This is a genomic window from Methylobacterium gossipiicola, from assembly GCF_900113485.1.
GTDB lineage: Bacteria > Pseudomonadota > Alphaproteobacteria > Rhizobiales > Beijerinckiaceae > Methylobacterium > Methylobacterium gossipiicola.
On record NZ_FOPM01000027.1, the window covers coordinates 1 to 24,593 of the forward strand.

Here is a 24,593-nt window from a genome sequence, read left to right on the forward strand (position 1 = left end):
ACCTCGGGCTCGCCCGGGTCGCCATCGTCTACGTTGACGTAGCCGCCCACCGGGATGGCCTTCTGCTTCTCTTCGTTCCGGTAGTGGTCCGCCTTAGGCAGCGCGCCTTTCACGAGGGCGGCCACGGCCTGGATTACCTGTTCGCGGGTGCTCGACATGCTCAGCTCGCGAGGCTCACCAGTACCGCCGGGAGCGTGCGCGACCGCTGCGCCTTGACGGTGATCGCGGTGTGGGTGTCGTTCGTGCCGTCCGAGGTCGAGGCCCGCGCGACGATCTGCACGACGACGGGCGAGCCGGTATCCTCGACAGAGGCGGCCGGGGCGGGGGAAGCGACCATATCGTCAGGAAGCCTTGACGGCGATGAGGGAGAACCCGGCGCCAGCCGCATCCTCGGTGGCGTCATAGCCGGTGATCGACGCCGCGATGGCGTTCACGCCCGTAATGACGCCGGTGAGGAGCGTGGTGAGCGCCAAGGGGCTCGCGGCGAGGGGTTGGGGCGGTAAGCGCCGGGCGCGTCGTCCATAGACCGTGCAGCCTGTGAACTTGCCCTGGGCGCTGGTAACGAACGTCACGTCGAAATCAGGCACGGCCCAACCCGCTGACTTGGCGCCGACCGAGATCACCGTCACGGCGGGCTCGGCATCGAAGACCTGCGTAAAGACCACCGTGGCGTTGCCCGTGCCGTCGAGCGTGCCTTTGGCGGTGGCGGTGAGGCGCGGGTGCTGATGGTCCGCGTAGGGGATCTGAGGCACGGTTCCGAGGTTGGATGCCCCCGCCTCAGCCTTCGGCATGACGGTAGCGAACGACGGTATCCGGGACTGAAGCGCCGTAACCGCGTCCTTCGTGGCGTAGGCCGAGAGGTCGATGGCGTTCTCACCACCGGGTCCTGCGGCCTGGGCGCCGATGGCGAGAAGGGCGCCCGTCAGGATCAGAGCGATCCGCTGCATGTCAGGCGGCTCCCACGGCCTGGAGGTAGGCGAGCAGGGCGCTGTAGATCTGCCCCGGCTCGTTCTGGTTGCCCGTCGTGGTCAGGGCGCGCCCCCAATGCACGAGGGCGATCCGCTGCGAGCCGAAGGACACGCCGTTGACGCCGCAGGCGTTGAGGTTGGCGCTCGTCAGCGCGGCGGACGCATCCGTGCCGGAGCGAGCCGCCGCGCCGTTGAAGAAGCTCGCCCAGGCCGCCGATCCCGTGCGGTTCCAGAGGACGTGACCGGGGCCGGATCCGGAATTGACCAGCGTCACCGTCGAGGACTGGTTCGGGCGCCCCACGAAGGCGCCGCCATTGTTCATACCGATGGCCGAGTTGGCGTTGCCGACCTCGAACTGCTGCGCCGCCGGGGTGTTCGCGGTCAGGAACCACGCGCCCATGTGGCCGCTGTTCTGGGTGAACTTGCCGGTCGGGGTCACGGTGACCGGGTTGACGTTGAGGTTGAGATAGGCGGCGGAACCGTCGCCCGCGAACCCGCGGTCGGCGGTGAAGCCGACGTTCCCCGAGATCGTGGCCTTGCCGGTCGCGGTCGGGACCGTCGTGGTGAACCCACCGGGGAGGTTGAGGCCCAGGCGGGCAATCTCGCTGTCGGCGGCGGCGAAGAGATAGAGGCCGTCGAGCGCGGGCGTGCCATCGACCGTCGAGAGCAGCCCGAAGCGGCGCAGCGTGGCGACCAGCGTGTCCACGGCGGTGCGGCGCGCGTCGGTCGGCGCCGTCGTGGCCCGAGCGAAATACGCAGGCGTCTCGGGCTGCTCGGCGTAGGTGCGCCCCGTGCCGTTCAGATTGTCGAGGAACGCGGCCCGCGACAGGTCGTAGGCGTTGCCGCCGTCGGGCGTGAGGCGGCACGGGAAGGGATAGGGGCCGGGTGCGGCGGCGCCCGCGTTCTTGTTCCAGTAGCCGTGATACCAGACCCGGTTGGCCGGATCGGCGATGAACTGCGCCATGTCGCGGATGTAATCGGGGCGATCCGCGCCGATGCCCCACTCGTCGATGGTGAACAGTTTGCCGTGCGCGCGGGCAAAGTCGGCCAGGTACTTGAGGCCGAACCGGAACCCCGCCGCGCCGACCAGATCCTTGCCCTGCGACGCGCGGGCGAAGGTCACGGCCTTGGAGACGTCCGCGCCGATCAGGTAGGCGTCTGGCCCTATGGTATCGACAAAAGCGTCACCGGGATAAGCCGTCGTCGGATCGAACTCGGCGCCCGTCGAATCGAAGTTATAGGCCGATACACACCACCCGATCTTGAGCCGGGGCGAGCGCGCCTTGAGCAGGGCCGACATAGCCTTGAACGCGTTCACGTAATCGGTCGAGCCGGATGCCGTGGTCGCGGCCCAGGGCCACGCGCCAGGGGTGTATGCCTCCCAGCCGATACGGACCGGGATCGGCCCGACCGGGTTGTGGGCCAGGATGGCGTCCGCCATGGCGTTGATGACGCCGTTGTAGGTGCCGGCGGTCGTGTCGGTGAGCGGCTGTGTCGTGGTGCAGAGCGGGAGCGCCCAGGCGAGGGGGATGCCGGCCCAGGTCTGGCACAGCGTGCGCACCTGCCCGAGGCAGGCGTCCCACGTCCCCACCGGGTTGGCGAAGGAGCCGCCCGATCCGCCCGCGTTGCCGAAGGCATGCACGAAGTCCGGCGTGCGCCCGGCCCATGCGGTCCAGGCATCGTAATCCGAGCGCGCATCGCAGCGCACGCAGAGCTTGGCGCTCGCGAGGGGGCCGTTGGCGCGGGAGAGGGCGGCGCTTCCGTCGGAGGGGCCAGCCATGACGCGCTCCTCAGTAGCTCAGCACGGCGACGGTGCCGCCGGCCGATGCGCAAGCGACGTAGAGAGCCGCCGTGGTCCGCCCCGAGGCGTCAAAGGTGAACGAGCCGCCAGCCGGAAGGGGGTAGCCCGTGCCATAGGCGGCGGCGCTGCCCATCATTTCACACGCGATGCCGCTGGTGTTGGTGACCGTGCGGCGCGCATCGGCGGCCACCGGAGACACCAGCACGCCCGTAGTGCCGATGGCTGTGGTCCGCTGGGTGCTGATGGCCGTGGACGGAGGGGGACTCGTGAAGCCGATGACGTTGGCGCCAGGCGGCAGCGGCGAGGCCAGCGTCACCAGCCCCTCGCGGACCGAGATGTTGGACGCAACGGTGATCGTGCCGGTGCCGACCGTGCTCACGCGGATGCGCAGGTTTGTGCGCCCCTGGACCGCGACACGGGTCTGCCCGTCCGTCGAGCGCGTCGCGGTGGGCACGCCCGTGCCGGCGTTGACCTCGTTGACGCCGGTCCACGTCGTTCCGCCGTCGTTCGACTGCTCGAAGGTGACCGTGGCCCCCGATGCGGTGAGACCCGAGAAAGCCAAGCCGACCGTCGACTGTCCGTTGACCGGCAGGGTGACGGCGGCATTGGCCGTGGCCGCGTTCAGGGTGTTGGTGGCGCGGACGTCCTGTTCCATGGAGCCGGTGACGGTGGACGCGCCGCCGCCTGCGCCACCTCCGAACGAGGAGACGACGTTCCCAGCGGCATCATAGATTGCGACCGGTTGCAGCGTGATGCTGCTGGGCACACCAGGCGCTTTACTCGGCGGCGCTTCACCGCGAGCGACGCCGCCTAAGGCCAAGCAGAGCAGCAAGCTCGAGATGATCCGAGAGATCATACCATAAACCTCGAAGTTGATTTCGGTTAGGCGACCCACTTCGCGGCGATGGCGCTCGGCACGCGCTCGGCCCACGCCTTGGCGATGGCCTCGACGTCGAGGCGCTTGCGGAGCTTGGCCTGCTTCACCAGGACGAAAATGACGACGAAGGAGCGGCCCTGGGCCGGGCCGGCTTCCTTGATCGCCCGGAAGGATTTGCGTCCCTGGTACCGCGCGGCCTGGCGCCGGTAGAATGCGTCCGCGACCAGCACCCCGCCGGTCTTGGTCGGGACGAAGCGAAGCTTCACGCCGGTCTCACGCTCCCAGGCGGCCGGGGTGAGGACGTAGCCCGTCGAGGCGGCGCCGCGCTTCACCGAGATCTGCCGCACCCCCGCATCCGGTGTCGGGATCGCCAGGAACTTCCTGTTCCGGACCGTGATGGTGAAGCCGCGGTCGAAGGCGTCGATGAGCTTGGGGGCGTTGGTGCTGAGGTAGGCGGCGGCCTCGACGCTCTCGCCGGTCTTCGGGAAGGTCTGCCCGCGCCAGGTGTTCGCGAGACGTTGGCCCAGACCCGCCCGCACCACGTCGGCGCGCAGGTCCTGCTTCAGTCCGTCCGTGACGTCGCGCATGCCGGCGGTCACGGACTTGGCGATCCGCACCTCCGTGCCGGCCATCAATTCGCGCAGGTCCGGCACCGCGGCTGAGAACTTCACGGATCGTCGTCCGGGGCGAGCGACGCCACCTCGCAGGTCCGGACGAGCTTGCGCGCGTCGATCCGCGAGAGGCCGGTGACCTCGAGGGTTTCCCGCACGGCGCCGTCGTCGTCGAGGACGTCGACCTGATCACCCTTGGCTGGCTCGGCTATCTCGGACAGCCGCACCTCGATCAGGGTGGCGACGAGGTCGAACTGGTTGCCGCCTAACCCGACGATGGCCTCGGGGGAGCGGTACCGGATGCGCACGGGCAGGCCTTCGGCGGCTCCGCCCGCGCGCCAGATCGCGTCCTCGGCCATGTTCGGATCGTCGAACATGGCGTCGACGGCCAGGGCGAAGGTGGTCATTTCGACGCGCGCAGCGCCTCAATGACATCGGCCTTGGTCTTGGCCTTCGAGATGTCGACGCCGCGCTCGGCGGCGAGCGCCTCGAGTTCCGGCTTGGTCTTGGTGTCGAGATCGTCGACCGGCGCGTCGGGCTCGGGACCCTTTTCACCGCTGATCGCCTTGCCATCGTCGGCGTCGTCGACCACCTCGTGGGTACCGGCTCGAAGCGCGGTCTGCGCCTCGTCCCAGCCCAGGGTGACGACCTCGCCGCCCGCGTTGCCCTGTTCGCGCAACCGCATGCTCGCCCCCGTCAGTTCGAGGTGGTGCCGCGCACGAGGAGCGCGGGGCGCTTCACGAGCGGGAGCGGGTTCGACTCCGTGTGGATGTCCATGCCCTTGCCGAACTTCTTCGGCTCGAGCGGGGCGACGAACACCTCGGCGTCGGCGCTGGCGGGGGCCTGGTTCACCTCTCCCCAGAAGTCCGGGGGCGCCCAGTAGTTCGTGAAGGTGTCGGTGGTGCCGAGCGGGAAGAACCGCACGTCGCCGGCCGGAATGAACCGCTGTGGCACGCTGGCGGTGCCATCCTCCTGCATGAAGGATGCGCTGCCGCGGTACTCCTCGAAGGTGATGCCGCCGAACTCGAACCCTTTGCGCACGTCCTGGCGAAGCGGGTTCGGCGCAGAGGCGTAGTACTTGTAGGCCTCCTTCACGCTGGCATGCGTGACGAATTTCCGGAACCACTCGGGCGAGGCGAGCGCGTGCACGCCCGTCATCGTCTCGCCGAGGAGATTGTCCTCCATGTAACCGGTCACGTCCTGGCACTTGCCGACCACGTCGGTACTGGCCGTGCCCAGAGCGAAGTCGACCACCTTCTCGGTGACGCCGAAGGCGGCGAACAGGTCGAGGAGGACGCTGCCGTCGGAATCGCGGATGACGCCCTTCATGGCGCCCATCCGCAAGTTCTCCAGGGTGATGGCGTGCTTGCGCCGCATCGTGATCAGCTTGCGGTTCACGAAGCCGAGGACGGTTTCGAGACCGGCACCGCCACCGGTGGCGAGCGCCAGCATGTTCTGCACGTCGGTGGCCAGCACGCTGTCCTCGTGCGGGATGTGGGGCACGACGAAGGATGCGGGCTTCTGCTTGCCGCGAGTGCCGAGGCTGGCCGGGCCGCCGCGCGGGCGGGTGGGCAGCAGGTTCAGCACGCCGTTCTCGATGATCACGATGACGGACGTGGTCGGAACCGGCTCGGCCGCGAACAGCCCGAGCTCGTTGATCCGGCCATAGGCGTTCGGCACCATGGAGATGTTGCCGGTGAGCGAGGCCGCCGAGAAGGCGTCCTGATTGAAGATGTCGAGGATGGTGGGCATCGGCTTACGCTCCTTCGCGCACGATGATGCCGACCGCCTTCAGCTGGCCGTTGGCCGCCGCGCGCTTCGTCGCATCGTTGATGGTGGGGCCGTAGGTGAGACCGTTGTGGCTCACGGTGGCGTGCCGCGAGACGATCACGGCCTTCTGGTCGGCGCTGGTGGCGTCGACCGGGGTGAACAGCACCGCCACGGCGGTCTGCGTGCCGTCGGCGCCGCTGGCTGCGGCGGGGAAGTACTTGCCGGTGGCTGCCACCTGGGCGAGAACGGTACCGGTCTTCAGCTTGCCGGCGCCGGAGGCGATGATGGCGGTGTCGCGGCTGCGATAGCTGCCGTCCTCGGTCTTCAGCCAGTCGGAGCCGACCTGTGCGGTTTCGAGCAAGGCCATGATCAAGCGTCCTTCTTCATGCCAGCTCGCTTGAGCTCACGCTCCATGCTGGTGGCGGATGCGGTGGGACCGGCGTTGCCCTGAGCGGCCGGCGGGTGAGACGAGATCGAGGTGCGATCCTCGTGGGCGACGAGCTTGTCGAAGAGGGCAGCTCGCGCCTGCTCGACCGTCTTGCCCTCGGCGAGCATCGTGGCGGCGAGGTTGGTCGGCAGGCTGGGGTCCTTGCGCCGCGCGAGCGCGACGAGATTTGTCACCTCACCGGCGGCACCGATACGTTCCTTGGCCTGGGCAACGGTCGCGCCTTCCGCCAGCAGCGTTGCCGCCATCGCCGGCACACCGCCCTCGACGCAGAGCTTGGCGATCTCGGAGGCGTCGGCCCGAGAAACGGTGGATGCCGTGGCGGCATTCCGGGCGCCCTCGACGGTGGCGGCCAGTGCCGCGGTGGGATCAGGGGGGACGACGGGCTCGCTGCCCGCCGGTTCGTTCGCCATGGTGTTCTCCTTCTGGCGTGGGGGAACGGCCGGCGAGGCCGCGGTGGGACGGGCGCGTTTCGTCCACGCGTGCTGATCGGCCAGGGCCACGAGGCGCTCCGGCGGATGCTGGAAAAGGCGGTAGTCGAAGGCCGTCGGCTGCGGCTCGGAGTCGTCGTTCGCGGCGCGGGCCAGGGTCCGGTCCGCGTAGCCGGCGGCCACGGCCTCGTCGGGCGTCATCCAGAGCTCGGCCTGCATGTCGGCGCGGGCGTCCGCGACCGTCTTGCCGGTCTTCTCGGCGTAGATGCCGGCCATCGACGTCGCGAGGGCCTGGAGCATCCGGATCGAGAGCTCATGCTCCGTGATCGGACCGAAGGTGAAGCCCGATGGGTCATGGACCATCATCAGGGAGCCGAGCGACATCACCACCTCGTCGCCCGCCATCGCGATGACGGACGCGGCCGATGCGGCAATGCCCTCCACCACGATCACCTTGCGCCCCTTGTGCGCGGCGATGGCCGAGTGGATGGCGGCGCCTTCGGTCGCGACGCCGCCCGCGCTGTTGAGCCGGATCGTGATGTCCTGCTCGCGGCCGACCTGCGCCAGCGCGAAGATGACATCGGCCGACGTGAAGCTGTCGTCCCAATAGAGATCGCCGACCGTCCCGGTGAGGATGATCTCGTTCCCATTGACCAGAGCGGCCATGGTGCCTCCGTGAGGTGGTGTTGTGGCCGCTCAGATCGCGGCCGGGGTCGGCTCGGGGGCCGGATCGTCGGCGCCCGCGGATGCGGGATCGCCCTTCGCCCTCTGGCGGCCGTCGCTGGAGTAGACGAGGCCGAGTTCGTCGGCCCGGTCGTTGTCGGCCTTGTTCTCGGCGTCGACCGTCTCGGCGTCGTAGCCGCCCTCGGCGACCTTCCGGCTGCGGGTGGAGAGACCCGCCTGGATCTCCATGGTCTTGCCCTGCACGTCCTGGACGGGGTGGATGTACGGCCAAGCCTGCGGGATCCAGTTCGCCGCGTAGGCGTCCTTCCGGCTCATCCCAGCGGGGAGCTTCAGGGCACCGGACAACAAGGCGAGGTCGATGAACCGGATCCAGATCGGCCGGCACATCTGGAATACGACGAGGTGATGCTGCCAGCGCTCGACGGCGCGGCGGAAGTCGTTGAGCGCGGCGCGCAGGGTTCGATCGTTCAACTGGCTGTAGTCGCCGCTGAGGATCTCGTAGAGCAAGCCGCAGGCCGCCGCGATGCCGCGCTTGGATTCGCGCACGAAGGCTTCGAAGTTCGGCCCGACGTCCTTCGGATCGCTGAAGGTCATGTCCTCGCCGTCGGCCAACACTTGGATGGTGCCGGGCTCGAAATCGAGGGTGGCCGCGCCATCGTCGTCCGGTGCGTCGGTGCCGAGCGGACCGCCGCCTGCCCCGCTCTCCTCGGCCCCGTCCGCCAGGATGCGCTTCACGAAGCCGACGAGCCGGGCGGCGTTCTTCTTCCGGATCAGTTCGGCATCGAGGTAGCCGTCGAGGTCGTAGAGCGTGCGCAGGGCCTGGGCGAGCCAAGGTTCGCCGCGATCCTGGCCGGGGCGGCGCGCGCGGTAGAGGTGGCAGACGTCGGTGGCCGGCACGAGGGCAAGCTCGATGGCGTCCGCCGTCATCACCCCGTCGCCGGGATGCTCGCGGTAGAGGTGGTACCCGGACCGCTTGCCGATGGCGTCGTACTGGATGCCCTGGCGGATGCGGGCGGCCGGATCGGACTTGAGGTGAGGGCAGTGGTCCCCCTCAAGGATCTGAAGCTGGAGTGGGACGGTCAACCCGTCCTCGGGACGCCGGGTGCGCAGGCGGACGAAGGTCTCGCCGCCATCCACCATGCCGGCCACGGCCAGGGCCTGCAGGCCGTAGAAATCGTGGGTGCCGACGGAATCGGCCTCGTCGGTCCAGTCGAGGAACAGGCGCTGGAGATCCGCGCGAAACGCGGCGTCCTCCTTCTTGATCCGCTTCGCCTGCGCCTTGCTCATCCCCTCGGTCGAGCGGGCCGCCGTGGAACGCGGGCTGATCCCGGTGCCGATGATGTTCGTGACCAGGCGGTCGACGGCCGCCACGGCGTAGGGGTTCTTGCGAGCCTGATCGCGCGACTTCCGCCGCAGCTCGTCGAGGGCGTAGACGATGGCGGTGTTCGGCCCGTAGCTACCGACGCGCCAGGCCCGCGACCGCCGGCCTGCCCCGTTGGCGATATCGTAAGCTCCGCTCTCGGGTGCCACGGTCACGTCGAGGCCGGACAGGTCCATGGCCACGGGCTCGACGTAGTCGCGGGTCCCCTTGACGCGGAAGCGGACAGGCTGGCGCACGCCTACCATCCGCTGCGGCTTGTGGTGACGATCTGACGGGTGCGGCGCCGGGCCACTCCGGCACCGGCATCCTTCGCCGCCTTCCGGCGCTGCAGGTCGGCCAAGGCCCGGCGCATCTCGTCGTAGCTCCGGTAGGTGATCGTCGCGGCGTCGGGCGCCTCGACGCGCAGGGCGCCGCTGCCCATGGCGGTCTCAAGGGCCGCGATCTGCTTCTCGATGGTCGCGGCCATGGCCTACCTCGTCGTTCGGCTTCTGACCCGGCTGCGCTTGGCGCTGGCGCGCTGGAGGTTACGCGCCGCGAGCGATCCGGCGGCAACCACGGCCTCGGGCACCGATGCCTCCGGCAATCCGGCTGGGCGGTCGCGCTCGATCCCCAAGGCGCCTTCGAGTTCGCGCCAGTGGGTCTCGCGCCACCGGTCCCAGCCGCGCATGGCGGCGAGCCCTCGGGCGTAGTTCGCGCAGTCCAACACCTCGTTGCGCCGGCCACCGATCGGCACCCACTCGCGCCGGGTGCGGCCACGGGTGACGTGCGTGACGAGTTCCTCGGCGGTGAGCTGTTTCACCTGATCCTCGGTGACGTCGCGCGGCAGATGGACGAATCCGGCCGGGTACGGCTTGCCGTCGCTCGGCCGCTGGAGCGCGAGGCACCCCATCAGTTCCTGCTTGGCGAATGACGCCCCCACCCGGATCGTCTTCAGGCCGCGGCGCAGCTTCTTGCCGGCCGGGGTCGCATCCTTCGCACCTACACCGAGGAAAGCCGCGGCATAGCTGTCCTGGCCATCCACCGCGTGGACCGGTCGCCCGGCCTGACTGCGCACGAAGGCGTAAACCTCCGCCGTGAAGCCGCTCGAATCGATCCCCCAATCGCGCACCGTCATGTCGGCGCCGCTCTCGTGCTCCCAGGTCTCGCCGAACATCGCCTCGAGGTCTTTCCAGACCGGGGCGCGGTTGGTGTCGCCGGGCAGCACGCGGTGTTCGATCAGCCAGCGCTCCCGGTTGCGGCCGAAGCCCCAGACGCTGACCTCGAGGCGGTCCTTCTGGACGTCGACGCCACCGAACAGGATGAGGACGCCGCGCGAGACGGTGCCGGCGAGGTAGCTGTCCCGCCGGGTGTAGACGTCCTGCCAGTCCGGCGCGTCCGCGCCTTCCTTCCACGTGCGGGCGAGCTGGGTGTTGAAGAAGGTCCGCAACGCCTCCGGCCCCCGTCTCAGCGCGCGGGCGAACTTCGCCACCGTCTCGCGGATCGTCTGCTTCGGCGCGTAGAGCTTGGATGCGACGAATCCAGCGTGATCGTTGGGCACTGCCATGGCCCCGCAGTGGAGGCACAGGGCGCGGCGAACCCCGTGCGCCTCGGGCGCCCAACGCTCGGGCACCTGGTTCTCACCGCAGCAGGTGAAGGCCCGGGTCTGGCGCCATTCGATCTTGCGCAGTGCGACGAGGCGCTGCGATTCGGTCCAGGGCTTGTCGCAGCCGACGCACTCATAGCGCGCGCTCTCGGCGCGGATCTTGCCGCCCTCGTCCTTATCGAACCGCACCTGTTCCCATTCGAGGGGGTGCCAGTCCTCGCAGTGCGGGCAGCGCACGAACGCCTTGCGCTGATCGCTCTCGTCGTAGGATGCCTCGATGGCGCTGCGCCCGGTAACGGTGGGCGAGCAGGCCCGCACGCTCAAACTGTTGGTCTTGAACTCGGCCTGACGCTCCTCGGCGAGGTCGATGGGCGGGCCCTCGCCGCCGGCCGAGAGCGGATACTTGTCGATCTCGTCGCAGCACAGCAGCCGGATCGGCCGCATGGCGAGGTTGGTCGGGCTGTTCGATCCGACGAGGGTCACGTGGCCCCCAGGGAACTGCTTGTGCGTCAGGGTGGCGCCGGCATCCGTCGCCTTGGCGTCGCCAAACAGGTCCCGCAGCACCTTGGTGTCGCGGATCATCGGCGCCAGCCGGTCCTTCGAGAAGGTCTCGGCCGCGTCGTCCTTCGGCTGCACCACGAGGATGGGGCATGGGTCGATGTGGATGAACCGGCCGAGGATGTTCTCGATCACGGTGGTTTTCAGCAACTGCGTGCACGCCATCAGCGTGATGGTGGCGACACCGGGTTCGGTGGCGGCCAGCATCGGGCCGCGGGCCACTTCGACGCGAGCGGTGACGAACCGGCCGCCGTTCGACGATTCCTTGCTGAGCTTCCGGTACTCCTCGGCCCACTCGACGACGTTGAGGTCCGGCGCCGGGGTCAGCCCCTTGCGCCAGGACCGTTCAAGGCTCGCGAGATCGAGGTAGGTCGGCCTCGGGCTCTCCGAGTTCGCGGAGGTGCTGCTGGACATGCGCGGTCAGGACCGTGTTGAGCGTGCGCGCATCGACCTTCAGTTCATCGGCCATGACGACCGCGATGCGGGCGGGCCAGTTGGCCCAGGCGTCGCGCAGGTTACGGGCCGTGTCGAAGAACAGCTTTTCGGCGGCGGCCCGATCGACGAGCTGGCCCTGCTTGCGGCTGAACTCCTGTCGGCGTTGGAGACCGAGGAAGTTCTCCTTGCGCCGGATGGCCTGCGGCGTCGGCAGGTTCTCGGCGTCGAGGTCGAGGTCGTCGCCCTCGTCGCCATCGGACGGTCGCGGCGGCGGTGCCTCGCTCGCCTTCGGCTTGGCGCGTTCGGGCTTGGCCTTGCGCGGATCCGGTTCGGGCTTCGGGACCGTTCGCACCGGCCGATGCGCCGTGCCGCCCCGGTAGGTCGCCGGGCGCTGGTCGAGGTTCCACTCGCTCGCCTCGACGTCGACCTTTCCGTCGGCGGTCATCGCGAGGAGGCCCTTGCCCTTCCACTCGGTGACGGTCTTCTTCGACACGCCGCGTCGCCGGGCGAACTCGGCCTGCGACATCAGGATCGTCGGTTCGGGATCTGCCATCGGAGCGTTACCCGTTACCCGTTACCCAACCGCGTTACCGGGTTTTCGGACCCTGGCGCTAGAAAGTTTGGGGACCCCGACCACCCGTATACACCCAGGGCTCCCAGGGTCCCCTGCCATAGGACATCGGTCTCATCAGTCGCGGGAGGCCACTCCCTTCGGGCCGCCCGCTGCGGCATACTCGGTGCGACCATCGCGGGCCCAATGAACGGCGTCGTTGTAGTCGCCGAAGGCGATGACGAGGGCCTTACTGCGCGGCGTCATCTGAGCGCTGCTGCCCCGCCGTTCCGCTTCGTCGTAGGCGACGGCCGCGCGAACGAGGTCGGCAAGGCGCTGGTCGACGCGGTCGCCCATGTCCTGCCTAATCCCCGCCGCCGCCCAACGATCCGCTGTCCAAACAGGTCGCCGAGTTGATGTTGATGTTGGTGTTTTCGTATCCGGCGAACATGCCTGCGTGGAAGCCAGCATCGGCGCCTGCCGCGTATCCGGCGGTTCCGGAGGCGCTCGGAAGGGTCGAGGCGTCCTCTGCTCGTCTCAGCCGGTGGGTGCGTTCCAGCATCCGCTCCTGACGCCTCCATAGCCAGAGGCGGAGCCTGTGCACCGAGTCGTAGAACATGGTCGCGACCCTTGAGAGGTGAGCGAAGGCATGCTGACCGATCGGATTGGGCGGTTCAACCGCTCGCTCACGACCTCGGGCACTGCTACCGGGCTGCTCCATTCGGCGAATGCATAGGGTGGCGCTCGTTAAAGTGTCCCCCAATGGGGGACGATCCTCAGGACCAGCCTTCAAAGTGGAGAAGCGGGTTCGACCGTCTCCTTAGGGGCTCAACATCGATCCCGCGACGGGAGAGTACAGCGCCTACAGTGCTAAGATCGCAATTTATTACACGAGCACGCTTTCCGCAATGCTATTGCACAGGGTATTGCGTCTCAACGTGTCAGCGGCACTGCCGTGATGAAGCGCATCTCGTAGGGCTTGCCGGCTTCCCACACTGTGCGCAGGGGTATCTCTCGCCCATCGGGTGCCGTGACCGTCCCCTCGAACACGGCACGGTCTGGCCCTTTCGCCTGCCGGACGACGGTACCGGGCGCGTTCATCATGGCGTGATCAACCAGGGCCTCGGCCAGCACTCTCGGCTCATCGGCAGAGAACCCGAACCCAAGTAGGTACTTGGCCTTTGACCCTCCGACCGGATGATCGGGGTTCAGCAAATAGGCCGAGACCTTCGGCCCGTCGATGAACCAGCGAACCTGAATCGTCTTGTCGCTCAAGCGTCGGGGGCTTTTACGGCGCGAACCTCGTGCGGCTCAGCCGTGACGAGAGCACCAAGTGGCTCGGCGAACTCGACCACGTAGCTTTCGCCGTCGCCATGGACGCTCACGATCGTGCCTTTGGTTCCGGCCGCGATCAGGTCGCCATCGTCGCTCTTCAGAGGCACGGTCAGCACCACGGCATCGAGATCCCGCAGGCCCGATTGCAGCACGTCCGGCGTGAACTGATAGGCGAACTGAAACGTCATGCCGGTAAGATGACCGGCGTGCCCAGTTTGGGCAACCCCCATGGGGGACTGCCGGCCGCCATGGCACCAAAACGGGTGGTCGTCAGCATACCGGAAATTAGATCGTACGCTGCTCCACGATACGATCGAGAAGCACATGCGGCACGGTCAGGGCTGACAGCATCTGCAGGGTGAGGGCCAGCAGGGTTGAGGGCTCATCGGGCGAGCCAGCGCTGTAGAGCGGCCACAGGGCTGCACCGAGCATGAGGGTAAGGCCGAACACCGGCAGGGATGCGAGGACGGCCTTGCGCATCGTATCGACGCGGGGCGCGCGGTTCGGATCACGCACGAGGGCACGCATGTGCCGGGGGCCATGAAGACCAACGAAGTAGAGGGTGAACGCGGTCAGAGGCGGGAGCAGCCAGAACGCGACGGCCAGGACAGCGACTTCTATCAGCACACCCTGTGGCCGCCGACGCGCGACGATCCAAATGACCGCCAGGGCAAACCAGAACCAGGAGGCAGCCGTCCACCACACGGGAAGCTCCGGCATCGGCACGCGCGTGACCACGGCGAACAGCCCGGCGGTTTCCTCGGGCCGCAGTAATGCCGGAAGCGCAATCGGCAAACCGCCGCGGACGAAGGCCTCGAACGGTCGCCCCGTACCAGCATCCTCCTCCCCGAAATGTAAGACCGAGAGGGCAAGGAAGCCGGCCAGGGTGAGGAGGGGTGCGACCGCCCAGGCGAGGAGAACGAGAGCCGCAAGGCCGAGATACGGGATCGCGAAGATCCCGAACCACGCCCGGCCGTAGCGCGGGCGCATGAGCGGTGCGGCCACCGCACCGTCCAGGGCGCCATGCGGAACGCCGAGGACGATCACCACCGTCAGGGCAACGAGCCAAGACGCTTCACGAGGCAGGTAGGCCGAGGCCATGAGACCGAGCGCTACGACAGCGCCGGCCAGGGGCAGGAGACTTGCCGCCGGCCACGCATGGTGGCGGCTCGCCGCATCGGGCTTTCCGAAGACCGGAATGGACGCACGAGCCGCCATGCCGATCAGGCCGCGCGGCGCAGCGGCGTGGCCGTGGCCTTGCCCTCAGCCAAGTCGCGGTCGACGGCACGCGTCGTCGAGAGCGTCGCCATCACGCCATAGACGACCTTCGCGGTCAGATCCGAGAGCGCGACGACGGCCAGAGCCATGGTCGGCGACAGGATGCCCAAGCCGTCCTGACCCACGAGCAGCACGACGGGGTAGATGCACCAGACGACGGACAGGAACACGGCGTTGCGCCGGAAGGCGGACTGGATATCGGCACGCTCGGCCGCGTTCTCCTCACGGAGCTGAACGAAGATCCCGTAGAACACGGCGAGGAAGGCGCCGCAGGAGATGGCGAACCAGATCCACTTGATCCAGGCGACCGTCGACAGGCCGAACGCCAGCGCGGTCACGATCATGATGAGGTCGGAGCCGATCAGGCCCCAGACGATGGCCGGCCGGCGCATTCCCGAATGCATCGCGGTGCGGGCGAGGCCAAGAAGCAGCAGGGGCGTGGTGAAGGTCCAGTCGATGTAGCGGGCGAAGTAGAACTGGCGCGCGACATCGGCCGCATCGGGTCCGGCCGGGAGAACGATGCTGCCTTGTCCGGTCGCCATGGCGAAGTAGGAGCAGGCCGCGATGATCGGCACGATCCCATGGATGATGCCATCAGCCTCCTCGGCCTGCGTTCTCCTCTTCGCCAGATAGAGGATCGCAGCGGCACCCGCCGCCATGCCCGCGAAGCCGAGCCATAGCCAGAACTGAGGCGTCATCAAAAAACTCATTAGACAGGGATGATTTGGGCAGCACGAACGTGCAGCACGTTGGCCAAGCGATCTCATCCGGGATCGTTGCGTAGGACCGGGGTCACAGTTCCGTGAAGCTTGGCCTTTCGCCGCGTGTCCTCACCACAGGCTCAAAGCGCCTATCCTATCGTCTCCGCTGCAGTTGCCTCCCGAAGGCGCGCCCGTTCGAGTCTACGCCGTAGCGCTCAAGGGGCAGAAGTTATTGCAGCCCGACCTCGTGCGGCTCAGCCATGGCGGGAGCGCCCAGCGGCTTTGCAAACTCGACCATGTAGCTCTGGCCGTAACCGTGGACGCTCACGATCATGCCTTCGGTGCCGATCGCGATTAGGTCACCATGGTCGTTCTTCAGGGGCATAGTCAGCACCACGTCATGCGATGAGCACTCCTTGACGCTCGCCTGACAGCCCCTCACATTGCGGACATGGCTGAGGGGTTGCCCCGGCCGGATCGAGGGTTGACCCCGATGGCAAACACGTCCGCCCCAAACAGTCTGGACATCGCGGAGCAGGTCGCTCGCGTCCTGCGCTCCAACGCCGAAACACAGAAGTTCGTCGAGGAGCAAGCCAAGCTCCGCGCCGAGGCGGCCAAACTGGATCGCGACCGCGCCATCGCCCCCTGGCAGATCGTGGCGACGACGGTGGCCGCGACGGCAGCGCTGATCGGCGGCACGGCAGCCGTCATCAAAATCTTCTTTCCGTGACGCCGGTTCGCCTTCGCGAGGTGCTGGCCCTGCTGCGCTGGTCGCAGCGGGGGCTTTCCGATGCCCTGTCCTGCGATGACCGCTTGGTGAGACGCTGGGCCTCCGGAGACGCCGTCGTACCGCCGGACGTGGTCGAATGGCTGGAGGCCCTTGCCCTCGCTCACGAACGGCATCCAGCCCCCGAGAAGTGGCGCCGACGGGTGGCGTAGAAGGCGGGGTTGCCGAGCTACGCAAGGCGAAGAAGCCGATGACGGCTCCCCAGTTGGCCGAATCAGTGTGTCAGACGGAAGGGAAGGACAGCCGGGACTGGAGGTTACTCACAGACGTGACGCGCCGCGTGGGCTGCGCGCTCAGGAAGATGCGCGTGCCGGATGGCGGAGGGGAAGCGCATGCAGGCGGGGCAGGTGTGGCGGGCTCGCTAGCCAAAAGGCGCAACCTCACGGTTGCGCCTCTCCAAAATTACTCAGCCGGGTAACTCAGCGCTTCGGCTTCTGGCCCTTGGTCTGGTCCTGCCCGAGGGCAGTCGCTGCCAAGGTCAGAACTTGGGCCTTTGAGGGCGTGATCCGACCCGACAGGACGCCGGAGGCGAGAGTCGAGACGGCGGGCGAGGTTTCGCGAGGGGGGGCTTCTTAGCCATGCCGGTCCTCCCTAGGTGGCCGAGCGGTGCGCGAGCGCAGCCGACCGACTTTCGGGATAACGACGCCCCTTAAGGACCTCGTTAACACGGGCAGGATTCACGTCGAAGCTGGCCGCAATCCGGTTCTGGAACTCGCCGTTCCAGTGTCGGAGCCAGACCACCATAGCGTCTTCGGGAGAGAGGCGGCGCGAGGGGCGCCGGGCTGAGGGCGTCATATAAGGCTTCCTTTATGTAAGGAGCCTTGGAGAACTTGACATGCCATCAGGCACGCATAAAATGCGCGTGTCACCTAGATAGCTGCAGGCCCTCCAAGGCTCCTGCGGTTAAGACAAGAAGGCCGGGGTCGGAAGCCCTGGTCTTTTGTCGTTTTTGGGCAGAGGTTCCCCCGCCCGAGCGTCAATATGACTCGCGGCCAACCCCACGTCAACAGTCCAGTTTTAAACCGGGCGAATTCGAGCCCTGGAGGGGGCGCCAGCGGCCGTTTACCCCTTTCGGCCACTCGGGAGGCCCGTGCGCAAAACGTGGCGCCCCTGGGCCAGACAAAGGCCGAACTTCAACGCGCCGGGTGCGTTTTCCGGACGGCAAGGGTCGTCCGCCTAACCCCTTTCTTAACGCTGCCAGTGGCCCTCCCACGCCTAGCTAACGGGCGAAGCCATCATCAGGCCAATCGTGCGATTGGACGCCTCGCCGTTTGCAACGCGACGGTTGTGCTCCTTCCAAGCGGCCTCGGCGGCGTACTCATGGAGGTCGCAGGCCGCGCTCTCTCACCCCACCTGCACATCCGCGATCCCAAGCTCCACGGGCGAAGGCCGGCCGAACAGGCTGACGGCGACCTTCAGCCGGTCGTTCGGCAGGATCTCCTCGACGATGGCCGGGAAGGTGGCGAACGGCCCGGTGGTGACTATCACGCTCTGCCCCGGCTTGATGCCCACGGGCTCGACGATCTCCCCCCGGGCGATGACGTCGACGAACCGCTGGAGGCCGTCCGCGTCGAGCCGGGCGGGCTTCAGGACGAGCCCGGCGATGTTGCCCTCCGTGGCGGTGTCCTCGACGGGACGGGAGACGATCTCGGCCACGCCGAGGCTGGTCCGGGCCGTGTCCAGATGCCCGAGGTCCCGCACGCCGATGAACACCGTGCGGATGAGCATGGGCGTCCGACGGACCACCCGGCGGCCGCGGCGGACCACGACCTCGGTCGAGCGGGGTTGGTAGGTCACCACCTCGGCATCCTGCAAGGCTTTGAGAGCCCGATCACCCATCCGGGGCATCGTCTTGGCAATGAACCAGCACAGGGAGGGATCGATGACGGGCGAAGCCACGCCGCAGATCGGATCGGCGATGCTGCGTGCGCTGGGGGCGGCCTGGACAGTGCCGGACGTTGCCGTGGTGCCGGCAGCTCCGCGCCGCTCGGCCCGGCGCTGACGGCGCTCGCGCTCCCGCTGGCGCTTGCCCTTCGCTCGCTGGCTCTTGGCTTGGACGGTCATGGGTGGCTCTCGGTACGCGACGGGGTGGGGATCTCAGGCGGCATTGGTTGCCGGTGGGCGCTCCGTCAGGATTCGCTCGGTCGCCACGGCCAGACGCGCCTCCTCGAGGATTTCGGGTGCCGTGGTGCAGCCCGGCGTGCCCGGCCGGTACTGCTCATCGGTCCCCTGGCGCCACTCGTCGCGGAAGTGGTCGATGGCGAGGCGCAGGCGGTGCCGGCGGTCCTGTTCGAGGTTGAGCTTCGGCGCCGGTGCGCCCTGAGGCTCGCCAGCCGGCTTGGCGTAGTCGAGCCACCGGCGCTGGAAGAGCCAGCTGTCGGCCGATTTCACGAACTCGGTGCCGGATTTGCCGATGCGGAGCTGCTCGGCGGCGTAGGCCTTCGCGCCGGCCTCGATCTCGTCGGGGGTGGCCCCAGCCTTAATCGCTTGGTCGTAGCGTTTCCGGGCCTGGGTGGTCGGGAAGCTGACGTGCTTTGGCGGGAAGGCAGCTCGAAATCGATCGAACCCCGTGTCGGTCCCCTTGGGGACTTTAGGGGTATCTTCTTTCTCTCCCTCTCCCTCTTTCTCTGCTTGATTTTGCTTGTCCGGCAGTCCGGCAGATGCTTGATCTGGAGTCAGCGTTTTCAGGGACTTACGCCGATTTTCCTGGGCACGTGTTCCTCCTGTGTGCCCTGCGTCCGCCTTTTGTGTGCGGCGCGTCTCCCTGTCGTCTAGCTCACGTGTCACCCTGGTGTTGGTCAGGTGTCCGTCTTTCTCGACGACCTTCCCGGCGGCCACGAGGTCCGCGAGGAGCTTGCGGGCCTTGTTCGGATGGCAGCGCCAGATGCGGGCGAGGGTCGCCGGAGCATTCGGGATCGAGGCCTTGCGCCGGTAGAGTTGGTGGCAAAGCCGGAGGTATGCGGCCTCCTGTTCGAGCGACAGACCATCGGTGCCCTCGTCCCAGGCCTCGTAGTCCATCTTGTAGAACTCGCCCTTCATCGCCGCCTCACCGATCTCGAATGGCGTTGAGCGCAGGGTCGACCCAGACCCGCACGGTCTGGTTCGGGCGGCCGGCGCGGTTCTTGTCGATGATGAGTTCGAGGTCGTGCCGGACCCGGTCGAAATCGTCCCGGGCGTTCGGACAGCCGTCGCGAAACGCCTGCGTCCGCTCGGCGTAGTAGCCCGGCCGGTAGAGGAAGATCACCGTGTCCGAGTTCTCCTCGAACGCGCCGGCCCCGCGGATGTCGGCGAGGCCGGGGCGCTTGTCCTCGCGCCCCTCGGGGCCGCGGTTGCACTGCGCCAGTAGGAAGACTGGGCAATCGAGGTGCTTGGCCAGGGCGAGCGCCCCGTCGGCCACCTCCTTCAACCCCTCGTCCTCGCGGCGGTAGGCGCGGGCCGGGCGGACGATGTGAGCGTGGTCGATTACCACGCAGCCGAGCGCCGTACCCTTCCGGGCGTAGGCGTTGGCCAGCCGGTCCGAAGAGGCGGCGATGTCGCCGATGGTGCGGCCACCGCCATCCTCGATGGTCATCGGCTGCTGGCGCTGCTCGTAGACCACGCCGGCGACGAGTTCGGCCTGGCGATAATCGAGGCCGCCCCGGCGCATGATCTGCTCGTAGGAGATCCGGATGTTCCGGCGCTGCAATTCGCTGGACGCCGTGCGCGCCGCGATCTGGCGCCGGGACATCTCGAGGGAATGGTAGATCGTGGCGCAGCCCTGGTCGGACATCGCCAGGGCGATCTCGGTGCCGAGGATGGACTTGCCCATCGAGGTGCGGCCAGCGGCGGTGATGAGGTTCGCCGGTTGCGGGCCGCCACCGATCTCTCGATCCAAGGTGCGGATGCCGCTGCTGGCGAGCTTCACGGCGGTGCCCTGCAGGTCGGCAGTGATGCCGGCGATCAGCACCTCGCCGGCCTCGGCTAGGGTGGCGCTCGTGGACTTCTGTGAAACGAAGCTCGCCCGAACCTTGTCGACCTCGGCGTAGATCCGCTCCAGGGTCGGTCCGGGAATCACGGGGCCGCCTTCGCGCACGTTGCTGGTCGTGGCGGCCAACTCGCGCAGCTGCCAGTACTGCTGCACCGTCCGGGCGTACTCCTCGGCGAAGGCCGGCACGACGCCGTTGGCGGTGATGTTGGTGAGGTATTGGACGAGGGTGCGCCCACCGATGTCGCGGCCACCCGCCGCTGGGCCGATGGCGGCCCGGATCTTCATATAATTCGGCGTGTCACCCGACGCACTCACCGCCGCGATGGTCTCCCAAAGGTAGGCGTGCAGCGGCTCGTGGAAGTGCTCGGGCGCCACGAGGTGCTGCACCAGCGGGAACACCGCCGGGGACGTCAGCACGCACCCGATCAGACCGGCCTCGGTGTCGAGGTCCGCCGGGATCACATCTGCCATGGGCGTCCGAACCTGAGTGCCACGGGCATGCGCCAGTCCTGTCGGGGCCGAGGTCACAGCAGGCCGATCCGCTGACGGGGATCCGGAATGGCGAGGAGGATGAACCGCTCCCAGGCCCGCGCCGCCGCGATCATGTCGAGGATGCGCAGGGTCTCGTCGGCCCGGTTCTTCGCCGCCGCATACTCGGCGAAGGCGCTGGTCATCTGGGCATCGCGTGCCGCTTTGAGGTCGATCACCTCACCCATGACGAAGCTCCCTGTGAAGGCATGCGGACGGCGGTTCGGGACGGAGCGAGGACAGCAAGGGGCATCGGCCAAAGCTCCGGGGTTCGGGAGCACCGTGTCGGGCGGGGAAGGATGAGGGCTGGGGGTCGGCTACCGGCCGGTTAGGGCGGCGGCTGCGCGTGGGTCAGCGGGATCACGGCTCAGGATCCTCGATCCACGGCGCGATCATCACCGCGAGGCCCGAGGCCCAGCCCAGGATCAGCCGGGCGATCCACGTCCGGGCCCGGAAGGCCCAGGGCCGTGCCGCAGGCGGCGAGTTTCGTGAGGACGGCCCTGTACTCATCACGTGCCTGCTCCGTGGCGCGCGCCTCGCGCGCGGCTTTCCTAAGACGGTCCATCTCGTCCGAGCGGATCGACCGGGCTTCGTTGTGCCAGATGCCCCGCACCCGGCGGTCGTTGAGCCCCGTCGCTCGCGCCACCCGCGACAGGGCTGCCTTCACGTTCTCACCGAGCCGCAGTGGACCGGCGATGGCTTCGACGAGGGTGCGTGCTTCGGCTCTGGCTGACATCACGACGGCCTCTCGGCCCTTGGGTGATTGACCCGCGGGCTCGGGTGACTTGCCCAACATCTCGGGTGCCTCCTGTGGTCGATTGGGATCGCCACCGGAGAGGAGACCGCGAGGTGCAGACCATAGGCAGGAACAGCAGCATCGAGCAGTCCGGCCGCGACGTCTTGGCGGGCGGGAGCGGACGGACCGACGATGCGGCTGGAGAAACGGAGGGCGGGGGCGGTCACGACGACGCCTCCGCCGGGGTGCGGCGCGACTTCACCGGCTGCAGGTCCGGCGCGCGGACCATGCCGCCGGACAACTCCTCGATCCGGGCCGCGACCCGGATGGAGGGACCGCGCTCGCGGTACCGCAGCTTGCGCACGGTGAAGGCGCTGAGGTCGCCGATCTTCTCGGCCAGGGCGGCATCGTCGACCTCGGCCGCGCGCATCCAGTCCCGCAACAGCATGGCGGCCCTATCCTTCCCCGCCGGCGCGGCGGCGCGGCGACGGCCCGACCTGCAGGCCCTGGGCGATGCCCTGGCGGTGCTGGTGGTGGACGTGATCGCCGTGGTGCCGATGACCGACCGCCCGGCGGCGCGCGAGCGGCTGGCCAACCGCCTCGACGATCAGAGCCGGGTTCCCGGCGCCGGCCCGGCGGCGGCGTTGCTCGGCGCCGTCGCCAACGCCCTGATGCGCCTGGAGCGGTAGCGCCCCGGCTCGCCCCACACCGAACCCAAGGAGGCCGCCATGGCGAACGAAGAAGAGCTCTTCGAGATCGAACTGGAGAGCGTCGCGCGCAGCCTCGGCCCCGATCTCGGCGACACGAGCTACGACGTCGCGTTCGATTGCACCCGGGGCACGGCGATTATCCACATCACGGTGAGCCTCGACGCGGACGTGGTGACCACCACGGAGATCATCCCGTTCGCCATGAGCGAGTTGAACCGGGCCTTCACCGCCCTGGCGGACCAGACGAAGGCGTGGCGCATCGTGCCGGGACAGGGCCTGCGGCCGGCTGGACAGTGACGGGCCGGTCCCGTCACCATGGGTGGGGCCAACCGAACGGATGGAGCGGCCATGTGGTGGGGCGCCTATGCGACCTTGGGACTTTCGTTCGTGAGTGGTCTTTGTGCCTTTCTCTCGCTTCGGTTGAACAGCCGACGCGAGCAACGGGATAGGCTCGCACGACTGCCGTTGCTGGATTTCAGCATCAAGCTCCTTGACCCAACCGCGTGCGAAATCGACTGCCGGATACTTAATCGCGGTGAGACGCGCCTCGTCGTGGAGTCCCTCGCGGTTGAAGGGCAGGGTTGGCACTTCGAAACCCGAGGAGACAAGGGGCGGCTTACCTTCGACACTATGCCCGTACGTGCACTGATCGAGCCAGCCGAGCGCTTCAGAGGGACTTACGGCTTGCGTTACACTCCGTCCGGTGTGGCCCCTGGACCCGTGACGGTTACCCTCTCCGCCTCCTTGCGCGAACAGGGACAGGGTCGCGTGTTCCCCCTCCAAGTCACGCGCCACAGCACGTAGGATTGAAATAGCATGACGAGGTTGGTCACAAGTAGGGCGAGCCCAGTGAGATCGAGATCCATGGCAACGCCCTAAGGACCGGTGGGAAGGGTTGAGAGCACTCATGCCTGAAGACCCCAAAGACTGATGCTGCGAGGACCAAAGGAGCCCGGAATGGATGAGGCGCGGTTTCGAGCCCTGGAGGCGCGCATCGCCGAACTGGAGAACGAACTGAAGCAGGCGCGGAACGACATCCACTGGGCGATCGGCCTGATGTTCGTGGTTCCGGTCGGGTTGTTGATCATCTTGCGGGTTTGGTCGTGAGCATTCGTGATCCGAGCGGTCATGCCGGGGCATGCTTCGAATGGGATTCCTCGGGATTGCAAAACTCACTGGAAGATTGCCGATGCTCAAAATCGAGTGCCAGAGGAGGAACAGCTGGCTCAGTCCACAGGTCCGGCCGAAGTTCTCGTTTATTTACTCGTCCATTTGTCGCGAAGTCGATTGCCATAGCCAGCTCCGCGGAGATTGAGTTCTGCTTGAGCAACATACGTGAGACCGCAGACTGTGATGACCCAATTGCCTGTGCGAGGGCCTTCTGCGAACGGAAGTGGCCTATCGCCGCTTGCATAGCAGGATGGTGCGTATTCTGATGCATAACCCGCAATAACCCATTTGTGCATTACCCGCAATAGGGTTGTTTGGAGCTACCCACTTCTGGGTAGAATGTTGCCCATGAGCGAAAATTTCGGTGAGAAAGTTCGTCGCGCGCGTGAGGCGATGGGATGGAGTCAGGAATATCTGGCCGCCAAAGTTGGCACCACCCAATCTACGATTGATCGGATCGAAAGCGGACTAACGCGTCGCTCTCGGGTGCTGCCTGATGTGGCAAAAGTCCTTGACCTCAATATACCCAAATTTTCGCCACCAGACATCGAACCAAAAGAGCCGGAGGGATTCGTGAGGGTAACCGTGTTGGTGCCCTCTGAAATTATCCAAGAAATAAAAAGCTTCCAATCAGACCGGCGGATTACTTCTGAAAACGAAGCTATAGTAGATCTTCTTGATATAGCCCTCAAGAGCAGAGATGATTATATATCACTTACAGAACGCTTCATGAAAGCATTCAATAGATCTGGATCACTGATTGCCGCAGCATCGCAAACGCTTGTGGACCATCCAAATGTTGCACGCCTGAGTTACTCGAAGAAAGAAGTTGCATTCGAAATGCTTGATGATTCTTACATTTGGATAAATTCAGAAGGACTTGTCGAGATTTCAGACTATGACGGCAAAAAGCACATCTTCGAAAAAGGCAAAGCGCCCTACTGGGCTTCTGAGGCAAATTTGCCAAAAGACGATTGATTTCGTGCGATATTTCTCATCCATCAAATTCACCCGAAAATGGGTTGAAATCGGGTTGAATTACGGGTAATCGTGTTTCATCGCCTCTCGCGGTGGAGCCCTCCCATGCTCATCCAGGCCCCTCCCTTCCTTCCAATCCTTGGCCTCGCTACGCTATGGCTGACCGGTCGTCTCGCTCTTCGTATGGAGGGCTGAGCGCTGGCACAGATCGTCCCCTTCCGCCCCCAAGAGCAGTCCCCGCAAATCGGCCAGCCCGAGTGGCGTAGCGCCCTCCTCGCCGAAGCGATCCGGCGCACGGCGCATGTCGCTG

Annotated in this window: 34 protein-coding genes; 6 read left to right on the forward strand and 28 right to left on the reverse strand. The window is 67.0% G+C overall.

What is annotated here, in order from left to right; all coding sequences use genetic code 11:
• Window positions 1-160: 160 nt before the first annotated feature.
• From BM249_RS21780 to BM249_RS21785, 21 genes are all read right to left on the reverse strand, one after another.
• Entirely contained in the window at window positions 161-337 is a 177-nt protein-coding gene (locus BM249_RS21780; protein WP_177232452.1) for a hypothetical protein, read from the reverse strand.
• A gap of 4 nt (window positions 338-341) precedes the next feature.
• Window positions 342-947, reverse strand: a complete 606-nt coding sequence (locus BM249_RS17940; RefSeq protein WP_091974557.1) for a hypothetical protein — start codon at window positions 945-947, stop codon at window positions 342-344.
• 1 nt (window position 948) lies between these two features.
• Window positions 949-2,748: a glycoside hydrolase family 26 protein gene (locus tag BM249_RS17945; RefSeq protein ID WP_091974558.1), complete on the reverse strand. Its 1,800-nt coding sequence runs from the start codon at window positions 2,746-2,748 to the stop codon at window positions 949-951.
• Window positions 2,749-2,758: 10 nt separating this feature from the next.
• Window positions 2,759-3,424 carry a hypothetical protein gene (locus BM249_RS17950; RefSeq protein ID WP_143103795.1) on the reverse strand — a complete coding sequence of 222 codons (666 nt, stop codon included), beginning with the start codon at window positions 3,422-3,424 and terminating at the stop codon, window positions 2,759-2,761.
• A 227-nt stretch (window positions 3,425-3,651) separates the two neighbouring features.
• Window positions 3,652-4,317 carry a DUF6441 family protein gene (locus BM249_RS17955; RefSeq protein WP_091974562.1) on the reverse strand — a complete coding sequence of 222 codons (666 nt, stop codon included), beginning with the start codon at window positions 4,315-4,317 and terminating at the stop codon, window positions 3,652-3,654.
• A complete protein-coding gene (locus BM249_RS17960; RefSeq protein ID WP_091974564.1) occupies window positions 4,314-4,664 on the reverse strand; it encodes a head-tail joining protein in 351 nt (116 codons plus the stop codon). The genes BM249_RS17955 and BM249_RS17960 overlap by 4 nt, the downstream gene beginning before the upstream one ends.
• The gene (locus BM249_RS17965) at window positions 4,661-4,942 is read right to left on the reverse strand and encodes a hypothetical protein (RefSeq protein WP_091974566.1); all 282 of its coding nucleotides are present in this window, start codon (window positions 4,940-4,942) and stop codon (window positions 4,661-4,663) included. Before BM249_RS17965 ends, BM249_RS17960 begins: the two co-directional genes overlap by 4 nt.
• An 11-nt stretch (window positions 4,943-4,953) precedes the next feature.
• Window positions 4,954-6,009, reverse strand: a complete 1,056-nt coding sequence (locus tag BM249_RS17970; protein WP_091974568.1) for a major capsid protein — start codon at window positions 6,007-6,009, stop codon at window positions 4,954-4,956.
• A gap of 4 nt (window positions 6,010-6,013) precedes the next feature.
• Window positions 6,014-6,394, reverse strand: coding sequence for a head decoration protein (locus BM249_RS17975; protein WP_091974570.1), 381 nt, complete (start codon window positions 6,392-6,394; stop codon window positions 6,014-6,016).
• A gap of 2 nt (window positions 6,395-6,396) precedes the next feature.
• Complete coding sequence (locus tag BM249_RS17980; RefSeq protein ID WP_091974571.1) at window positions 6,397-7,569, reverse strand: head maturation protease, ClpP-related; 1,173 nt, start codon at window positions 7,567-7,569, stop codon at window positions 6,397-6,399.
• Window positions 7,570-7,599: 30 nt separating this feature from the next.
• The gene (locus BM249_RS17985; RefSeq protein WP_091974572.1) at window positions 7,600-9,213 is read right to left on the reverse strand and encodes a phage portal protein; all 1,614 of its coding nucleotides are present in this window, start codon (window positions 9,211-9,213) and stop codon (window positions 7,600-7,602) included.
• On the reverse strand, window positions 9,207-9,434 hold the full coding sequence (locus tag BM249_RS17990) for a phage head-tail joining protein (protein WP_091974573.1): 228 nt from the start codon (window positions 9,432-9,434) through the stop codon (window positions 9,207-9,209). The genes BM249_RS17985 and BM249_RS17990 overlap by 7 nt, the downstream gene beginning before the upstream one ends.
• A 3-nt stretch (window positions 9,435-9,437) precedes the next feature.
• The gene (locus BM249_RS17995) at window positions 9,438-11,522 is read right to left on the reverse strand and encodes a phage terminase large subunit family protein (protein ID WP_091974574.1); all 2,085 of its coding nucleotides are present in this window, start codon (window positions 11,520-11,522) and stop codon (window positions 9,438-9,440) included.
• Window positions 11,455-12,096: a hypothetical protein gene (locus BM249_RS18000; RefSeq protein WP_244528850.1), complete on the reverse strand. Its 642-nt coding sequence runs from the start codon at window positions 12,094-12,096 to the stop codon at window positions 11,455-11,457. The genes BM249_RS17995 and BM249_RS18000 overlap by 68 nt, the downstream gene beginning before the upstream one ends.
• A 135-nt stretch (window positions 12,097-12,231) precedes the next feature.
• Window positions 12,232-12,450: a hypothetical protein gene (locus tag BM249_RS18005; RefSeq protein ID WP_091974576.1), complete on the reverse strand. Its 219-nt coding sequence runs from the start codon at window positions 12,448-12,450 to the stop codon at window positions 12,232-12,234.
• A gap of 7 nt (window positions 12,451-12,457) precedes the next feature.
• Window positions 12,458-12,655, reverse strand: coding sequence for a hypothetical protein (locus BM249_RS21385; protein WP_143103796.1), 198 nt, complete (start codon window positions 12,653-12,655; stop codon window positions 12,458-12,460).
• A gap of 371 nt (window positions 12,656-13,026) precedes the next feature.
• Window positions 13,027-13,368, reverse strand: a complete 342-nt coding sequence (locus BM249_RS18010; protein ID WP_091974577.1) for a DUF6883 domain-containing protein — start codon at window positions 13,366-13,368, stop codon at window positions 13,027-13,029.
• Window positions 13,365-13,616, reverse strand: coding sequence for a DUF4926 domain-containing protein (locus tag BM249_RS18015; protein WP_091974578.1), 252 nt, complete (start codon window positions 13,614-13,616; stop codon window positions 13,365-13,367). The genes BM249_RS18010 and BM249_RS18015 overlap by 4 nt, the downstream gene beginning before the upstream one ends.
• A 97-nt stretch (window positions 13,617-13,713) precedes the next feature.
• Window positions 13,714-14,646: a Brp/Blh family beta-carotene 15,15'-dioxygenase gene (locus BM249_RS18020; protein ID WP_244528851.1), complete on the reverse strand. Its 933-nt coding sequence runs from the start codon at window positions 14,644-14,646 to the stop codon at window positions 13,714-13,716.
• Window positions 14,647-14,651: 5 nt separating this feature from the next.
• Entirely contained in the window at window positions 14,652-15,404 is a 753-nt protein-coding gene (locus BM249_RS18025) for a bacteriorhodopsin (protein WP_091974579.1), read from the reverse strand.
• A 232-nt stretch (window positions 15,405-15,636) separates the two neighbouring features.
• The gene (locus BM249_RS21785) at window positions 15,637-15,792 is read right to left on the reverse strand and encodes a hypothetical protein (protein ID WP_177232453.1); all 156 of its coding nucleotides are present in this window, start codon (window positions 15,790-15,792) and stop codon (window positions 15,637-15,639) included.
• 108 nt (window positions 15,793-15,900) lie between these two features.
• Between BM249_RS21785 and BM249_RS18035 the strand changes: the two genes are divergently transcribed.
• Together BM249_RS18035 and BM249_RS18040 are read left to right on the forward strand one after the other, a co-directional pair.
• A complete protein-coding gene (locus tag BM249_RS18035; protein WP_091974621.1) occupies window positions 15,901-16,137 on the forward strand; it encodes a hypothetical protein in 237 nt (78 codons plus the stop codon).
• On the forward strand, window positions 16,134-16,346 hold the full coding sequence (locus BM249_RS18040) for a helix-turn-helix domain-containing protein (RefSeq protein WP_091974624.1): 213 nt from the start codon (window positions 16,134-16,136) through the stop codon (window positions 16,344-16,346). Before BM249_RS18035 ends, BM249_RS18040 begins: the two co-directional genes overlap by 4 nt.
• 1,192 nt (window positions 16,347-17,538) lie before the next feature.
• On the opposite strand, the gene nusG is transcribed toward BM249_RS18040, so the two are convergent.
• From nusG to BM249_RS18075, 6 genes are all read right to left on the reverse strand, one after another.
• A complete protein-coding gene (gene nusG, locus BM249_RS18050) occupies window positions 17,539-18,258 on the reverse strand; it encodes a transcription termination/antitermination protein NusG (protein ID WP_091974628.1) in 720 nt (239 codons plus the stop codon).
• A 33-nt stretch (window positions 18,259-18,291) separates the two neighbouring features.
• Window positions 18,292-19,233 (reverse strand): DUF1376 domain-containing protein, encoded by a 942-nt coding sequence (locus tag BM249_RS18055; protein WP_091974630.1) that lies wholly within the window; start codon window positions 19,231-19,233, stop codon window positions 18,292-18,294.
• A gap of 7 nt (window positions 19,234-19,240) precedes the next feature.
• Entirely contained in the window at window positions 19,241-20,632 is a 1,392-nt protein-coding gene (locus BM249_RS18060; protein ID WP_091974632.1) for a replicative DNA helicase, read from the reverse strand.
• 53 nt (window positions 20,633-20,685) lie between these two features.
• On the reverse strand, window positions 20,686-20,877 hold the full coding sequence (locus BM249_RS18065) for a hypothetical protein (RefSeq protein WP_091974634.1): 192 nt from the start codon (window positions 20,875-20,877) through the stop codon (window positions 20,686-20,688).
• A gap of 179 nt (window positions 20,878-21,056) precedes the next feature.
• Window positions 21,057-21,425, reverse strand: coding sequence for a hypothetical protein (locus BM249_RS18070; protein WP_091974636.1), 369 nt, complete (start codon window positions 21,423-21,425; stop codon window positions 21,057-21,059).
• A gap of 223 nt (window positions 21,426-21,648) precedes the next feature.
• Complete coding sequence (locus BM249_RS18075; RefSeq protein ID WP_091974638.1) at window positions 21,649-21,873, reverse strand: hypothetical protein; 225 nt, start codon at window positions 21,871-21,873, stop codon at window positions 21,649-21,651.
• On the opposite strand from BM249_RS18075, the gene BM249_RS18080 reads away from it, so the two are divergent.
• The 3 genes from BM249_RS18080 (at window position 21,872) to BM249_RS21790 (ending at window position 23,242) form a co-directional block, all read left to right on the forward strand.
• The gene (locus BM249_RS18080; protein ID WP_091974640.1) at window positions 21,872-22,114 is read left to right on the forward strand and encodes a hypothetical protein; all 243 of its coding nucleotides are present in this window, start codon (window positions 21,872-21,874) and stop codon (window positions 22,112-22,114) included. The two genes, BM249_RS18075 and BM249_RS18080, sit on opposite strands and share 2 nt — an antisense overlap.
• 39 nt (window positions 22,115-22,153) lie before the next feature.
• Window positions 22,154-22,432, forward strand: a complete 279-nt coding sequence (locus BM249_RS18085; RefSeq protein WP_091974642.1) for a hypothetical protein — start codon at window positions 22,154-22,156, stop codon at window positions 22,430-22,432.
• Window positions 22,433-23,092: 660 nt separating this feature from the next.
• Window positions 23,093-23,242, forward strand: coding sequence for a hypothetical protein (locus BM249_RS21790; protein WP_177232454.1), 150 nt, complete (start codon window positions 23,093-23,095; stop codon window positions 23,240-23,242).
• A gap of 19 nt (window positions 23,243-23,261) precedes the next feature.
• Here the strand turns inward: BM249_RS21790 and BM249_RS22245 are convergent, their stop codons facing one another.
• Complete coding sequence (locus tag BM249_RS22245; RefSeq protein WP_091974646.1) at window positions 23,262-23,576, reverse strand: transcriptional regulator; 315 nt, start codon at window positions 23,574-23,576, stop codon at window positions 23,262-23,264.
• 77 nt (window positions 23,577-23,653) lie between these two features.
• Here BM249_RS22245 and BM249_RS18100 point away from each other — a divergent pair, with 77 nt between their 5' ends.
• A complete protein-coding gene (locus tag BM249_RS18100) occupies window positions 23,654-24,283 on the forward strand; it encodes a helix-turn-helix domain-containing protein (protein WP_177232455.1) in 630 nt (209 codons plus the stop codon).
• Window positions 24,284-24,593: the final 310 nt, after the last annotated feature.